14 protein-coding genes and 1 pseudogene are annotated in these 14,209 nt (G+C 70.1%); 4 read left to right on the top strand and 11 right to left on the bottom strand.

Features of this window, described 5'->3' with window-relative positions; all coding sequences use genetic code 11:
- Position 1 precedes the first annotated feature (1 nt).
- Together AB0M02_RS00955 and AB0M02_RS00950 are read right to left on the bottom strand one after the other, a co-directional pair.
- Entirely contained in the window at positions 2–2,359 is a 2,358-nt protein-coding gene (locus AB0M02_RS00955; RefSeq protein ID WP_364219419.1) for a chemotaxis protein CheA, read from the bottom strand.
- A gap of 84 nt (positions 2,360–2,443) precedes the next feature.
- The gene (locus AB0M02_RS00950) at positions 2,444–3,142 is read right to left on the bottom strand and encodes a response regulator transcription factor (protein WP_185038054.1); all 699 of its coding nucleotides are present in this window, start codon (positions 3,140–3,142) and stop codon (positions 2,444–2,446) included.
- Positions 3,143–3,545: 403 nt separating this feature from the next.
- On the opposite strand from AB0M02_RS00950, the gene AB0M02_RS00945 reads away from it, so the two are divergent.
- Positions 3,546–4,223, top strand: a complete 678-nt coding sequence (locus AB0M02_RS00945) for a CAP domain-containing protein (protein WP_364219416.1) — start codon at positions 3,546–3,548, stop codon at positions 4,221–4,223.
- On the opposite strand, the gene AB0M02_RS00940 is transcribed toward AB0M02_RS00945, so the two are convergent.
- The gene (locus AB0M02_RS00940) at positions 4,224–5,282 is read right to left on the bottom strand and encodes a UDP-N-acetylmuramate dehydrogenase (protein WP_364219413.1); all 1,059 of its coding nucleotides are present in this window, start codon (positions 5,280–5,282) and stop codon (positions 4,224–4,226) included.
- Between the two features lie 68 nt (positions 5,283–5,350).
- On the opposite strand from AB0M02_RS00940, the gene AB0M02_RS00935 reads away from it, so the two are divergent.
- From AB0M02_RS00935 to AB0M02_RS00925, 3 genes are all read left to right on the top strand, one after another.
- The gene (locus AB0M02_RS00935; RefSeq protein ID WP_364219410.1) at positions 5,351–6,103 is read left to right on the top strand and encodes a hypothetical protein; all 753 of its coding nucleotides are present in this window, start codon (positions 5,351–5,353) and stop codon (positions 6,101–6,103) included.
- A gap of 89 nt (positions 6,104–6,192) precedes the next feature.
- Positions 6,193–7,596, top strand: a complete 1,404-nt coding sequence (locus AB0M02_RS00930) for a GH1 family beta-glucosidase (protein WP_364219407.1) — start codon at positions 6,193–6,195, stop codon at positions 7,594–7,596.
- Positions 7,597–7,626: 30 nt separating this feature from the next.
- Positions 7,627–8,640 carry a LacI family DNA-binding transcriptional regulator gene (locus AB0M02_RS00925; RefSeq protein ID WP_364219404.1) on the top strand — a complete coding sequence of 338 codons (1,014 nt, stop codon included), beginning with the start codon at positions 7,627–7,629 and terminating at the stop codon, positions 8,638–8,640.
- A 196-nt stretch (positions 8,641–8,836) separates the two neighbouring features.
- Here AB0M02_RS00925 and AB0M02_RS00920 read toward each other — a convergent pair whose 3' ends face one another.
- The 8 genes and pseudogenes from AB0M02_RS00920 to AB0M02_RS00885 all read right to left on the bottom strand — a co-directional run bounded on the left by AB0M02_RS00920 (position 8,837) and on the right by AB0M02_RS00885 (position 14,150).
- The gene (locus AB0M02_RS00920) at positions 8,837–9,640 is read right to left on the bottom strand and encodes an EI24 domain-containing protein (RefSeq protein WP_364219401.1); all 804 of its coding nucleotides are present in this window, start codon (positions 9,638–9,640) and stop codon (positions 8,837–8,839) included.
- Positions 9,641–9,691: 51 nt separating this feature from the next.
- The gene (locus AB0M02_RS00915) at positions 9,692–10,108 is read right to left on the bottom strand and encodes a hypothetical protein (RefSeq protein WP_364219398.1); all 417 of its coding nucleotides are present in this window, start codon (positions 10,106–10,108) and stop codon (positions 9,692–9,694) included.
- Positions 10,109–10,192: 84 nt separating this feature from the next.
- The gene (locus AB0M02_RS00910) at positions 10,193–11,080 is read right to left on the bottom strand and encodes an alpha/beta hydrolase (RefSeq protein ID WP_364219395.1); all 888 of its coding nucleotides are present in this window, start codon (positions 11,078–11,080) and stop codon (positions 10,193–10,195) included.
- Between the two features lie 7 nt (positions 11,081–11,087).
- On the bottom strand, positions 11,088–11,402 hold the full coding sequence (locus AB0M02_RS00905) for a DUF2516 family protein (RefSeq protein ID WP_364219392.1): 315 nt from the start codon (positions 11,400–11,402) through the stop codon (positions 11,088–11,090).
- 66 nt (positions 11,403–11,468) lie between these two features.
- The gene (locus AB0M02_RS00900; protein WP_364219390.1) at positions 11,469–11,942 is read right to left on the bottom strand and encodes a hypothetical protein; all 474 of its coding nucleotides are present in this window, start codon (positions 11,940–11,942) and stop codon (positions 11,469–11,471) included.
- 50 nt (positions 11,943–11,992) lie between these two features.
- Positions 11,993–12,337: pseudogene (locus tag AB0M02_RS00895) on the bottom strand (helix-turn-helix transcriptional regulator); the annotation flags it as partial.
- A gap of 68 nt (positions 12,338–12,405) precedes the next feature.
- Positions 12,406–13,320: an asparaginase gene (locus tag AB0M02_RS00890; protein WP_364219387.1), complete on the bottom strand. Its 915-nt coding sequence runs from the start codon at positions 13,318–13,320 to the stop codon at positions 12,406–12,408.
- Positions 13,317–14,150, bottom strand: a complete 834-nt coding sequence (locus tag AB0M02_RS00885; protein ID WP_364219384.1) for a 3-keto-5-aminohexanoate cleavage protein — start codon at positions 14,148–14,150, stop codon at positions 13,317–13,319. The genes AB0M02_RS00890 and AB0M02_RS00885 overlap by 4 nt, the downstream gene beginning before the upstream one ends.
- Positions 14,151–14,209 lie beyond the last annotated feature (59 nt).

Genomic DNA, 14,209 nt, shown 5'->3' with positions numbered 1-14,209 from the left:
GTCAGGCCTCCACCAGCATGTCGTCGACCGCGTCGCTGTAGAAGTTCGGGTCGGCGGCGAGGATGGCCCGGCGTACGTCGAGCAGCTCGGTCACCCGTTGCTGGATGACCGCGGTGCCGACCAGGCCGTCCTCCTCCGCGTCGCGTCGTGCGGTCGTGGAGTTCTCCGCGATGTCGACGATCCGGTCCACCACCAGCGCGACGCTCCGTCCGCCCTCGCTGTAGACGACCACCGAGACGGTGTCGCCCTCCAGCTCCTCGCCGTACGCACCGAGCAGGTGCGACAGCCGTACCAGCGGAAGGATCTGGCCGCGGTACTGCACCACCTCGCGGGAGCCGGCGTGCTCGATCCGGTCGCGCGGGAACTCCTCGAGCCGGGTGACCGTGTCCAGCGGGATCGCCACCCGGCGTTCCCCGACCGCGGTGACCAGCAGGCGCTCGGTGCCACCGCCGCCCTGGCCGCGCTTCTCGACGACGTTCTCGCGCTCCGAGTCGACCGCGAGGTGCGAGCGGCGGGCGAGCGAGGAGACGTCGAGGATCAGGCCGACCTTGCCGTCGCCGAGGATCGTGGCACCGGCGTACAGGCCGATGTCCTTGAACCGGGTGTTCAGTGCCTTGACCACGACCTCTTCGGTGTTCAGCACCCGGTCCACGACCAGGCCGAACCGCCGGCCGTCGGCCTGCAGCACCATGATGTAGACGCCCTGGTCGCCGCCGACCTCCAGGCCGAGTGCCCGGTCCAGGCGGACCAGCGGCAGCAGCTTGCCGCGCAGCCGGTACACCGGCGCGCCGGAGGCGTACTCGACCTTGGTGGTGTTGCCGTCGATGAAGACCAGCTCGAGCACCGCGACCTGCGGGACGACATAGCGCTGGTCGCCGCAGTCGACGGTGAGCGCCTGGATGATCGCCAGCGTCAGCGGGATCGTGAGACGCCAGACCGTGCCCTCACCGGGCGTGGAGTCGACGCTGACCGCACCGCCGATGTTCTCGATGTTGGTCTTCACCACGTCCATGCCGACACCGCGGCCGGAGACGTTGGTGACCTTCGCGGCGGTGGAGAAGCCAGGCTGGAACACCATCGCCATGATGTCGCGCTTGTCCATGTTCGGGATCTGCTCCGGGCGGAGCAGGCCGTTCTCGACCGCCTTCTGCGCGATCCGCTCGACGTTCAGGCCGGCGCCGTCGTCCGCGACCTCCACCGCGACGTGGCCACCCTCGTGGTACGCGCGAAGCGTCAGCGTGCCCTCGGGACCCTTGCCCGCGGCGAGACGCTTCTCCGGGTCCTCGATGCCGTGGTCGACCGCGTTGCGCACCAGGTGGGTCAGCGGGTCCTTGACCGCCTCCAGCAGGCTCCGGTCGAGCTCGGTCTCCTTGCCCTCCATGACCAGCTGGACCTGCTTGCCGAGCGAGTTGCTCAGGTCCCGGACGACTCGGGGAAGCTTCGACCAGATGTGCTCGATGGGCTGCATCCGGGTCTTCATGATGCCCTCTTGCAGCTCACTGGTGATCATGCCGAGCCGCTGGGCGCTGCGGACCAGGCCCGAGTCGCCGATCTCCATGACACCGCGGACCAGCTGGTTCCGGGCCAGCACCAGCTCGCCGACCATGTTCATGAGGGTGTCGAGCAGGTCGACGTCCACCCGGATCGCGCTGTCCGCGATGCTGCGCTTCGGCGCCTGCGACTGCAGTGCCTCGTTGACCGCGGCCGGCTGGGCCTTGCCCTCCTCCAGCAGGATGGTGCCGAGCTTGCGCTCGTCGCCCTCGAGCTGCTGCTGGAGCGCCGAGCTCACGTCCGAGGGCTGTGCCGCGCCGGCGTCCACCAGGATCTGGCCCAGGGGCTGGCGCTGCTCGGCGATCGGCTCCGGCGCGCGGCGCGCGGGCTCCTCGAGCGGGACGGGAGTCTCGGCCTCGGTGTCGCCCTCCGACGCCGCGGGGGCCGCCTCCGCCGCGGGCGCTGCCGGGGCGGCGGCCGCGGGGGCGTTCATCTGAGCGTTGATCTTCACGATCATGCTGTCGATGTCGACCTCGTCCTCGGTGCCCTTCTCCTCGATGGAGGAGAGCAGCGACCGGACGCCGTCGATGCAGAGCAGCAGGACGGTGATGGTCTCCGGGGTGACCGGCTGGACGCCGTCCCGGAGCCGGGACAGCAGCGACTCGCCCGCGTGGGCGAGCTTCTCCAGGCGGCTGAACGCGAGGAACCCGCTGGTGCCTTTGATCGTGTGGATCGCCCGGAAGATACGGGAGATCAGGTCACGCGAGTCCGGTTCCTGCTCGAGGCTCACGAGATCCCGGTCGATCTGGTCCAGGTTCTCGTGGCTTTCCATCAGGAATTCGCCGACGATCTCGCCAAGGTCTTCCACGACTTACTACCTCCTGCTCGGCTTCACAGCCCTCATCGACGAGTGCGGGCGTCAACTGAGAAGACTCGACCGGTACGACGGATATCAGGCTTCTCCGCCCGGTCGGCGGTAGCGGTATCCGAATCCACGTACGGACTCGATGGGTGACTCGTCCGGATCTGACCATCCGAGCTTGCGGCGCAGCCGCAGCACCGCGAACTTGACCCGCTCCTGGCCGATGCCGGTCGGGTCGTCCCAGGCCTGCGTCAGCAGCTGGTTCGGGCTGAGCACCGCGCCCGCGTGCCGGACCAGGGCGTTGAGCAGGCGAAACTCGGTCGGAGTCAGCCGCTTCTCCTCGCCCTTCACATAGACCCGGCGCTTGGTCGGGTCGAGATGCACGAGGCCGTCGTCGTAGATCTGGCTGGCCCAGCTGTTCTGCCCGCTGGAGGACCGGCGCAGCAGCGCCTCGACGCGGGCCAGCAACTCGTTGTTGGCGAACGGCTTGGTGAGGTAGTCGTCGGCGCCGCCGCGCAGGCCGCGTACCTTCTCGGCCTCCTGTCCGTGCGCGGTCAGCACCAGCACCGGCACGTCGGAGACGTCGCGCAGCCGCTCCAGCACCTGCCAGCCGTCCATCTCCGGCAGGCCGACGTCGAGCACCACCAGATCGGGGTGTTCGGCGTATGCCTCCTTCAGGCCGGATCGGCCGTCGGCGGCGTGTGCCACCTCGTAGCCGGCTCGACTGAACAACAACCGGAGAGCGAGTGCGATGTCCGGGTCGTCCTCGACCACGAGAAGGCGACTCATCGTTTGTTCACCCTGCCCCCAACCCGCACTCGCACCCGATCCGGGCACGGCCGCGTTCCGGTCACACGGGAGTGGCCGGAAGTCAGCGTCCTGCTTGGCACCGCCCGCACGACCGCGGGAGGAAGAAAATTCAAAGGCGCAAAAACACCATAGCGTGATGTGACCGCCTATTTACGGACAGTGACAGTTTAGCGCCCAGGCCGCTCACAAGAGTCGGTCCGCGAGGATCCGGCCGAGCACGTACGCGATGCAGTGGCACGGAGTCAAGACGGGCAATCCCCTCAGACTGACATTTTCACTAGGCCTTTTCGTCCTTTCCGCGAAAGATGTGACACGCCGCGTGCAACGGGGTGCGATAGACCGTGATGGACGGTGAGCGTCCTTCAACGATCGGGAGGCACCCGTGTTCGACCTGGTGGTACGACGTGTCGCCTTGCTCGCGGCGACGCCAGCTCTGTTCGTCCTGTCCGCGCCCGCGGTGGCACACGGACCCGTCGTCCCGCCCCGGCCGATGCGCCTGCCGGCGCCGGCCGCGCTGCCGCAGCCCGATGCTCAGGGACCGGTCGCAACGCCCCGCACCCCGATCGTGACGCCGTCCGCCACCGCCACTGCCACCGCCACTGCCACCGCTGCTGCCACCACCGCCCCGGTCACCACCACCGCCGCACCGGCTGCCACCCCGTCCGCCCGGCTGCGCGCCCGCGCGATGATGTCCGAGGTGGTCAAACTGACCAACGAGCGGCGCGCGGCGGCCGGCTGCCCGGCCCTGTCGGTGGACCGCAACCTGATCACCGCGTCGCTGCGGCAGAGCTGGTACATGGCACGGACCCGGCTGTTCAGCCATGTGTGGCGGGACGGCTCGACGTTCGTGACCCGAACCCGGGCGGCCGGTTACCGCCAGCCGGCCGGCGAGAACATCGCCTGGGGCTACCGCAGCGTGCCCGACGTGATGGACGCGTGGATGGAGAGCCCGGGACACCGTGCCAACATCCTCAACTGCGGCGCGAAGTCCATCGGGACCGGCGTCGCCTGGGCCGCCGACGGCACGCCGTACTACACCCAGGTCTTCGGCTGGAAGTAGCTACATCTCGCAGTTGATCAGGACCGGCTCGGGGTGCAGGTCGACGCCGAACCGGTCCCGCACGCCTGCCCGGATGGTGCGGGCCAGGTCGAGCAGCGCCTCGGTGGTGCCGCCACCGCGGTTGGTCAGGGCCAGGGTGTGCTTCGTGGAGATGGCGACGCCGTCGCCGGCGAAGCCCTTCGGGAAGCCGGACCGCTCGATCAGCCAGGCCGCCGGGATCTTCACCGTGCCGTCGGCGGCCGGCCAGTGCGGCACCTCGCCCGGGATACTCGCGAAGAACTCCGCAGCAACCACCGGGTTGGTGAAGAACGAGCCGACCGACCAGGTGTCCCGGTCCTCCGGGTCCAGCACCATGCCCTTGCCCGCGCGCAGCTTCAGAACGGTGTCGCGGGCCTGCTGCATCGGGACCCGGTCACCGGCCGAGGCGCCCAGGTCGCGGGCGAGTTCGGCGTACCGGATCGGTGCGGAGTCGGCGGACTTGGCCAGCCGGAAGTCGACGCCGAGGACGAGGTAGCGGTCGCTGTGCTTGAACACGCTGGACCGGTAGCCGAACCCGCACTCGGCCGGAGTCATCGTCCGGATCTCGTCGGCCACCCGGTCGTACGCCCGAACCGCCTCGATCGTGTGCGCCACCTCCTGGCCGTACGCACCGACGTTCTGGATCGGGGTGGCGCCCGCCGAGCCGGGGATGCCGGAGAGGCACTCGACACCGGACCATCCGTTGTCCACCGCCTGCTGGACGAAACCGTCCCACGGCTCGCCCGCCTCGACCCGGACCAGCACGCTCGTCGCGTCCTCGCCGGCCACCTCGACACCGCGGTTGCGCAGCAGCAGCACCTCGCCCGGGAAGCCCGCGTCGCCGATCACGACATTGCTGCCGCCGGCCAGAACCAGCACCTTCCCGGAGGAATTACGCACTGTAGCGACCGCTTCGTCCGCATGTACCGCCGTGGTCACCGTGCCTGCGGGGCCACCAAGGCGTAGCGTCGTGTACGCCGCCAGGGGGTACTCCCCGGCTGGAGGTGTGTCAGTCTGATGATCGGCGTATGCGTCGGGCACGACGTTCACCCTAAGCTCAAACGGGGAGGGACTTCACCGGCGGTCCGGCCTAAAGGGGGGCGTCTGCGATGAACAGGTTGCACGCGACGAAGGACTTCTGGCTCGCCGCACTGCGCGCCGACGGTCCGGCGCTGTGGGATGCCGTCGCGGAGACCGGCCCTGACGTGCCGGTCGGCTCCGATCGGACCGTCGCCGACCTCGCGCACGACCTGACCGGTGAGCTGCGCTGGGTGCGCGCCACGGTCGCCCGCGGCGTCACCGACCGGCCACCGGCCCCGGAGGAGACGGACCGTCCCGAGTGGCCCGAGACCCTCGACTCCCTGCGCCGTGAACTCACCGGCACGATCGAGACCCTCGAGGCGCTCGACCCCGACTTCCCGGCGTGGAACTGGGCTCCGCAGCCGAAGCGGGCCAATTTCTGGCAGCGGCGGATGGCCCACGAGGTCTCGCTGATCCGCTGGGACGCCGAGTCCGCCGCCGGCCGGGCCACCCCGATCGAGACCAAGCTCGCCGCCGACGGTGTCAGCGAGGTGCTGGACACCTGGCTGCCGGCCGGCCGCCGCAGCGGTCCCACCGATCTGCACGGCGTGGTCCACCTGGTCGGCACGGACGCGGCGCAGGAGTGGTTCGTGCGCCTACGCGGTGCCGGGATCGCTCTGCTGGACACCGGCACGATCCTCGACAGCGACGACCATCACGCTCGCGCCAAGGCCACCGGCACCGCCAGCGATCTGCAACTCGCCCTGATGGGCAGGAAACGTCCCGACCAACTCGCGCTCACCGGGGACCCCCGCCTCGTCCAAGCCCTGCGTGCTGGCTGAACTCACAGTCGGCGGCGTTGTTTCGCCGCAGCCAGCCCGTAAGATGAACCGGTTAAGTGCACCTGATCAAGAGCAGGAAGCGGGAAACAATGACGGCAACCGTCACGTCGACGTCGGCGCAGCCGGCCCCCGCGGGGATCACCTTCCCCGAAGGATTCGTCTGGGGCGCGGCCACCGCCTCGTACCAGATCGAGGGCGCGGTGCGGGAGGACGGTCGCGGCCCGTCCATCTGGGACACGTTCAGCCGTACGCCGGGCAAGGTCTTCGCCGGCCACACGGGTGACGTGGCCTGCGATCACTACCACCGGTACGCGGACGACGTCGCGATCATGGCGGATCTGGGCCTGGCCTCGTACCGGTTCTCGATCGCCTGGCCACGGATCCAGCCCGACGGCACGGGCCCCGTGAACGTGCGCGGCCTGGACTTCTACGACCGGCTCACCGACGAGCTGCTGGGCAGGGGCATCGACCCGGTCGTCACGCTGTACCACTGGGACCTGCCGCAGGCCCTCGAGGACCGCGGCGGCTGGACCAACCGGGAGACCGCCGAGGCGTTCGCCGAGTACGCCCAGATCGTCCACGCCCGCCTCGGCGACCGCGTCGCCACCTGGACCACGCTGAACGAGCCGTGGTGCTCGGCCTACCTCGGGTACGGCTCCGGCATCCACGCACCCGGCGTCAAGAACCCGGCCTCCGCGCTGGCCGCCGTGCACCACCTTCTCCTCGGCCACGGCCTGGCCACCCGCGCGCTGCGCTCGGCCGGCGCACAGAGCATCAGCATCACGCTGAACCCGTGCGAGGTCGCCCCGCTCGACCCGGAGAACCCGGCCGACCGCGACGCCGCCCGGCTGATCGACGGCCTCGCCAACCGGATCTTCCTGGACCCGCTGCTGCGCGGCCACTACCCGGCCGACGTGCTGGCGCACATCGCGCGGCTCACCGATCTGGCGTACCTGCGCGAGGGCGACGAGGCGATCATCAACGCCCCGATCGACGTGCTCGGCGTGAACTTCTACAACCCGTCGTACGTGTCGGCCAAGCCCGGCCACCCCGGCGACCTCTCCTACCCCGGCAGCGACGGCATCGCGTTCCGCCCGCCGGTCGGCCCGGTCACCGACATGAACTGGCCGATCGAGCCGGCCGCGCTGACCCGGCTGCTCACCCGCCTGCACCGGGACTACCCGGGCACGCCGCTGCTGATCACCGAGAACGGCGCCGCGTACCCGGAGGGCCCGAACGCCGACGGCGAGGTCCACGACCTGCGCCGCATCGAGTACATCGACGGCCACCTGCGCGCCTGCCACGACGCGCTGGCGGCCGGAGTGGACCTCCGGGGATACTTCGCCTGGTCCCTGATGGACAACTTCGAATGGGCCGAGGGGTACCGGAAGCGCTTCGGTATCGTGCACGTCGACTACACGACGCAACAGCGTGTGCTCAAGGACAGCGCGAAGTGGTACCGAGAGGTGATCCGGCGAAACGGTCTGGAGTGAGTCCCTCTCACTAGACCGAGGAGCGGGTTTGTGACGACGCGGGAACGGCCGACCCTGGAAGCGGTTGCCCGGCGAGCCGGGGTGTCCCGTGCCACCGTCTCCCGCGTCGTCAACGGCTCCACCACGGTGGCCGCCACCATCCGTGAGGCGGTCAACCGTGCCGTCGACGAGCTCGGTTACGTGCCGAACCAGGCCGCCCGCAGCCTGGTGACCCAGCGGACCGACTCGATAGCGCTGATCCTGCCGGAGACGGCCAACCGGGTCTTCTCCGACGACCTGTTCTTCCCGGCGATCATCCGCGGCGTCGGCATGGAGCTGGAGGCCGCCGACAAGCAACTCGTCCTGATGATGACCGGCTCCGAGGCCGGCCATCACCGGGTCGAGCGGTACGCGGTGGCCGGCCACGTCGACGGCGTCATGTTCGCCTCCATCCACGGCGCCGACCCGCTGCCCGGCCTGCTCGCCCGGCGCGGGATACCGGTGGTCTGCAGCGGCCGCCCGATGACCGCCGAGCCGCCGGTTCCCTACGTCGACGTCGACCACGCCGGCGGGGTCGCCGCCGCGGTACGCCACCTGGTCGCCGGTGGCCGCCGCCGGATCGCCACCATCGCCGGTCCGCAGGACATGGTCGCCGGCATCGAGCGCCTCTCCGGTTACCACCACTCGCTCGCCGAGGCCGGTCTGCCCGTGCTGGTGGCGCCCGGCGACTTCACCCGCGAGTCCGGCGTCGCCGCGATGCGTGATCTGCTCGACCGCGACCCCGACCTGGACGCCGTCTTCGCCGCCTCGGACCTGATGGCGCACGGCGCGCTGCAGACCCTGCGCGACGCCGGCCGCCGGGTGCCCGACGACGTGGCGGTCATCGGCTTCGACGACTTCGAGATCAGCCGCTACAGCGACCCGCCTCTCACGACCGTCCGCCAGCCGATAGCCGAGGCCGGCCGCGTCATGGCCCGCCAGATGCTCCGCCTGATAACCGGCGACCCCGACGTCCCCCCAGCCGTAGTCCTCCCCACCGAACTGGTAGTCCGAGCCTCCGCCTAACCCCCAACCAGTCGTGTGGAGTTCGGCCCACCCACACACCCCAACTCCACACGCAACCACCCACCACCCACCGTGTGGAGTACGGCCCACCCACTAACCACAACTCCACACGCAACCGGACAACCACCCAGCGTGTGGAGTACGGCCCACCCACTAACCCCAACTCCACACGCGGGGAAGTCGAGCCGCGGCCTGCTCAGAGGGGTGGGGTGTCGATGATGTCGATCGGTTTGCCCAGGGCCTTCCGGGCCAGCAGCGTCGCACCCGCGATCGCGGCGGGCATCATGAAGATGGCGCCGAGCGGGATCAGGAACGTGGCGAACACGGCCGCGCCGAAGCCCAGGGCCAGCGGCTTGTGCCGGCCGAGCACGACACGACGGTGACGGAGACGCTGGCCGCGCCTCTGGAACGGGACGCCGGTCAGTTCGAGAGCGAGCAGCCAGCCGCCCAGCGCGCCGCCCAGGACCGGGACGACGGTCTGGCCGACGAACGGCAGGAAGCCGAGCAGGAACAGCGGTATCGCGATCAGGATCGAGATGCCGATCAGCCGCAGCGAGTCGGTCAGGCTGCGGCGCAGGGAGCGGAGGAGGCCGATCTCGACCTCGTCCGGTACGCCACCGAAGCGGTCCTCGACCAGCTCGGAGATCTTCTCGTAGAACGGGTCGCCGATCAGCAGCGTGACCGCGGTGAACGTGAGCACGCCGAGCAGGACGGAAAGGCCGAGCACTCCGGCGCCGGCGAAGACCTGGATGGTGTCGCGCAGCCAGGCGGTCCAGTCGTCGGCGAACCAGGTGACCCGCTCGGAGATCTCGGGAAGCGACCGGAACAGGAAGATCAGGGCGATCGTGTAGAGAATGCCGGCCAGCAGCGCCGGAATCAGGCCCACGAGGAGCAGCCGAGGGCTGCGCAGTACGAGACCGAGGCCGCGGGCGAGCAGTCCGACCCCGGTGGCGAACTGCCGTGCCGTGCCCGCCACCGAACCACCCTGATCATTGCTCACGATCCGGGAGCTTAGGCCCCACCCGCCACAGGCAGAAACGCCGGGCAGATCTCAGGAGCCGGAAACCGACGGCGAGGGTGTCTCCGACGGCGAGGCCGACGTGGGAGTCGGGACGGGCGGGGTGTCGACCGACGTCGGCGTGGGCACCGGCGGCTGCGGATAGTCCGGCGGTGGCGAGGTGGTCATGGTGGGTGCCGGGACGGTCGCCACCACAGTCACCGTCGTGGTCACCACGCCGGCCGGGGTGACAGGCGCCGGGAGCGACATCGTCGGGGCCGCGGTTGCCCGCGGTGGCCGGGCCGTGTAGCCGTCCATCGGGTCGGGTGTCGAGCCCTTCCGGGCCGGAGCGGCGCCGAGACCGCCGGTGCCGTCGACGTTGCCGGTCACGCCGAGGGCCGCGGAGCGTACCGCTGGAGCGCCCAGAGTCCAGCCGGCCACGACAGCGAACGGCAGACCGACGATCAGCAAACCGAAAAAGAGGGATTTGGGGGACAAGCGCACGTCTGGAACAACGACCCGAAAAGTTACGGGTTCCGGACATAACGCCGCAAGTTACTGGTTCAGAAAGCCAGAAATTCGATCGCGCAGCTCGCGGCGGTTGTTCCAGAGCACGGCGGGGCCGTCGAAGACCTCGAGGGAGGCGTCGGGCAGCAACGACGCCAGCCGCTCCGCCCAGAACACCGGGTGCATCTCGTCACCCAGGCAGCCGATCACCAGGGCGCGGCCCCGGAACGCCCGGAGCGCGTCGACCGGATCGAGCGCGGGAGCGTCCCAGAGCGACGCGAGTTCCGGCGCGAGACCGTCGCGCTGCAGCTGTTCCACCCGCTGCCGCAGGAAGCTCCACCCGGCCGGCGTGTTGCGGACGGCGGGTGGCAACTCGAGCTCGACAGCCTCGGCGATCATCGCGGCCTCACCCGACTCGGCGGCGGCGAGCAGGCGCTCCAGCCGTTCCACCGAGGCGGGGGCGCGTACGCCGTCGAGCGGCGCCGGCAGGTAGAGCACTACCCGCTCGAAGCGGTCCGGCGACTCGGCGATCAGTCGGCAGAGCGCGGCGGCTCCCATGCTGACGCCGAGCGCGCGGGTGGCGCCGGCGAGATCGGCCACGGCGCGCAGTTCGGCGGCGAGGTCCTCGAAGGACCATGGACCGGACGGCACATCGGAGCGCCCGTGCCCGCGGAAGTGGAAGAACACGCGGCGGCCGGACACGCCGCTGCCGAGCGGGCGGGTGCCGGAGATGTCCCCGGCGAGGCCGTGCGCGAACACGGTCACCGGGCTGCCCGTGCCGGTGATGAGGTGCTCCACGCGTACACCTGAAGGGAGAGTGACCACCTCGGTGGCCGGACCCGGCAACGTCGGCCGGCCGGTCCGCGGCCCGGTCCGATCCGCACGCTGAAGGCGCGGCCCTCCGTCCGGCGGAGGCGGCCCGAAACGGCGCCTCACCCGACTCTTACCAGAAGCCCTTGCCGTCGGTCAGATCCTTGAGACCGGGGCGAACGTCGAGCAGATAGATGAGCGCCGCCGCGACGCCGATCATGCTGATGATCAGCAGGCGGCCCAGGGTCACGACGGTGAGCAGCAGACACACGCCGATGATCGCGGCCCAGGCGCCCTTGGGGAGCGTCCCGAGCGCCTGGAAGCCGGCGCCGCGCTGGGTCAGGCAGTGGATCAGCGCCACCGCTTGCAGAACCAGGGAAACGAGGAAGACCAACAGGTCGATGAAGCCGACGACGTTGTCGTAGAAAAGCGGCGCGGATGAGGCCATGGGGGAGATTCTATGCCGCGGGCCCCAGCATCGCCGGGGCCCGCGGATCATGTCGTGTCGTGCTGCTTACTCGGCCGGCTTGACGGCGGGCTTGGCCCGCTTGCGCGGCTTCGGCGCGGCCTCGACGGCCTTCGCCTCGGCAACGGCGGCCTCGACGGCGGCCGGCTGCTCGGTGGTCTCGATGTCGGCGTTCACCACGTCGGCGGCCTCGACGACACCGGTGCCCACGACGCGCTCACCGCGCGCGACCAGGAACGTGTACGCCGAGACGGCGCGCTCCTGGGCGAGCTGGGCGAGGGAGGTGGCGACGCTGGCCGCGTTCTCCCGGAGCGCCACGAAGTCCGTGGTGCTGGCCTTCTCGCGCAGCTCGGCGGCCTTGGTGCCGGCCTGCTCGTTGTAGACCTTCAGCGAGGCGGCGGCGCGGTCGCTGAGCTGGGTCAGCACGGCGGGGAGCTTCTTCAGCTGCTCGTACGCCAGGTCACCGGCACCGGCGGCGGCGTAGAGCGGGGCGGGGATCTTGGTGTTGGTCTGCTCGGTCATGATTGCTCCTCAGCGGTCGGAGAGGCGGTCGGTTCGGCGGCCGGGTTGGTTCGCGCGTTCTCGTTGCGGAACGTCTCGTAGATCTGCGACAGGGACTGCTTCTGCGCGATCGTGAGCTCCGGGTCGACCGCGATGGCTGCCAGCACGCCCTGCTGGCCCTCGCCATCGAGCAGTCCGGCCCGCAGATACATCGCGGGCGTCGACACTCGCAAGGCGCTGGCAATCTGCTGCAGCACCTCGGCGCTCGGCTTACGCAAGCCACGCTCGATCTGGCTGAGGTAGGGGTTGCTCACCCCCGCCTTGTCGGCAAGCTGCCGAAGCGAGATCTTCGCGGTCTGCCGCAGGTCTCGGATGAAGGATCCGATGTCCTCGGGCAGGTCCTTTGGCGTGGCCATGACTCGAAGTTAGCTCGGAGTGCTAGCTGTTGCAAGCAAAACGCTTGCAACAGCTAGCGTGAGGCCTGTCACCCGTAGGGAACGGCTCGCACTTCCCCTACGGGACGGCCGCCACCCAGGACCAACTCGGGCATCAGCGGCGTGGGCACGCCGAGTTTCTCCAGGGCTGAGAGCAACACAGGGGTACGCGCACGCGCCGAACCGTCCGAAATCTTGACCGCCACCGCACCGACTCCGGGCACGGCCGCCGCGGCCACCCCGTCCGCGCCCTTCTTGGCGAGCAAGCCCGGCACCGCGCTCATCAGCACGGTGTCGTCGGTCCCGGTGCCGGCCACGAGTTCCGGACGTGCCCGCATCGCGTCGGCGACCCGCCGCTCCGGAGTACCCGGCTCGGCCTCGACCAGCCGAAGGAAGGCGTGTGCCAGCGCCAGCGGTGAGATCGCGAAGACCGGCGCACCGCAGCCGTCCACGCCGGTCGCGGCGATCAGCTCGCCGGCCAGACCGGACACCGCGTCGGCGAGCGCCAGTTGCAGCGGGTGCTTGGCGTCCAGGTACGTGTCGAGCGGCCACCCGTTGATCACACAGGTGGCGAGCATGCCGGCGTGCTTGCCGGAGCAGTTCATCAGGATCGGGTCGGGCTCGCCGCCCGCCCGGAGGTGAGCATCCCGCGCCGACGGGCCGATCGGCAGCTCAGCCGGGCAGCGCAGGGCCTCCGGACCGAGCCCGGCGGAGGCCAGGATCGCCCGAACTCGTTCCACGTGGAACGTCTCGCCGTTGTGGCTGCCGCTCATCAGGGCCAGGTCCGCCTCCTCGCGCGGGACCAGGCCACAGTTGAGCAGACCGACCGTCTGCAGTGGCTTGTTGGAGGAACGGGGGAAGAACGGGCTCTGCACGTCACCGACCCCGGGTGCTCCGGTGATCGCCACGATGCCGTGGTGGACGCTCTCGACGAAACCCGACCGTACGACTTCCGCGACGATCATCGAGCTGGCACTCCGAGCAGTTCACGAGCCTGCGACGGCGTGTACGGCGGGCGCTGTGCCAACTGGGCGAAGCCGACGGCACGCGCGACCAGCTGCATGTTGGACTCGACCGGGCGGCCCTTGGCGTACGTGAGCGTGTCCTCCATGCCCACCCGCAGATGCCCGCCCGCCGACAGCGACGCCAGCATGACCGGCAGGGTGCTGCGCCCGATGCCGGTGGCCGAGAACGTGGTGCCCTGCGGCAGATCGCGGATGGCCTGCTCACAGGCGGCGACCGTGGCGGTGGTGCCCGGCATCCCGCCCGGCACGCCCATCACCAGGTCGACATGCACGTGCCCGCCGAACGGCAGGCCATACCGACTCAGGAGCCGCTGCAGGGTGGTGAGCTGACCCAGGTCGAAGATCTCGTACTCCGGGATGATGCCGCGCTCCTGCATCCGGGTGTGCAGGTCGACGATGAACTCCCAGCGGTTCATGAAGACGCCGTCGCCGAAGTTGACAGTGCCCATCGTGCAGGAGGCCATCTCCGGTCCGGCGTCCAGCACGGCAAGCCGGTCCGCCTCCGGATCGGTGACCGCGCCACCCGAGGAGAGCTGGACGATCAGCTCGGTGGAGGCGCGCAGGGCCGCCACGGTCGCCCGCAGCCGGCCCTGATCCAGGGTGGGCCGGGCACCGTCGTCCCGGATGTGTACGTGAATGATCGAAGCGCCGAGCGCCTCGCACTCCTTCGCGGTCGTCACCAGCTCGTCCAGGGTCACTGGCAGAGCCGGCACGTCCGCCTTGCTGCTCTCCGCGCCGGTCGGGGCGACGGTGATCAAGGTCCCGGTCATGCCTCGCATACTGCCACGTGGCCCGTCCGCTCAGGCCGGGCCGACGGCAGCGGACTCCG

Source organism: Actinoplanes sp. NPDC051861 (assembly GCF_040681145.1).
GTDB lineage: Bacteria > Actinomycetota > Actinomycetes > Mycobacteriales > Micromonosporaceae > Actinoplanes.
Note: the sequence above shows the minus strand (reverse complement) of the source record. Positions and strands in the feature narration are given on the sequence as shown.

Excerpts from the sequence above, each read along its gene's own strand:
- AB0M02_RS00950 (WP_185038054.1), bottom strand. The coding sequence starts at position 3,142 with ATGAGTCGCCTTCTCGTGGTCGAGGACGACCCGGACATCGCACTCGCT.
- AB0M02_RS00935 (WP_364219410.1), top strand. The coding sequence starts at position 5,351 with ATGAACAGGTTGCACGCGACGAAGGACTTCTGGCTCGCCGCACTGCGC.
- AB0M02_RS00885 (WP_364219384.1), bottom strand. The coding sequence starts at position 14,150 with ATGACCGGGACCTTGATCACCGTCGCCCCGACCGGCGCGGAGAGCAGC.
- AB0M02_RS00890 (WP_364219387.1), bottom strand. The coding sequence starts at position 13,320 with ATGATCGTCGCGGAAGTCGTACGGTCGGGTTTCGTCGAGAGCGTCCAC.
- AB0M02_RS00900 (WP_364219390.1), bottom strand. The coding sequence starts at position 11,942 with ATGACCGAGCAGACCAACACCAAGATCCCCGCCCCGCTCTACGCCGCC.
- AB0M02_RS00930 (WP_364219407.1), top strand. The coding sequence starts at position 6,193 with ATGACGGCAACCGTCACGTCGACGTCGGCGCAGCCGGCCCCCGCGGGG.
- AB0M02_RS00905 (WP_364219392.1), bottom strand. The coding sequence starts at position 11,402 with ATGGCCTCATCCGCGCCGCTTTTCTACGACAACGTCGTCGGCTTCATC.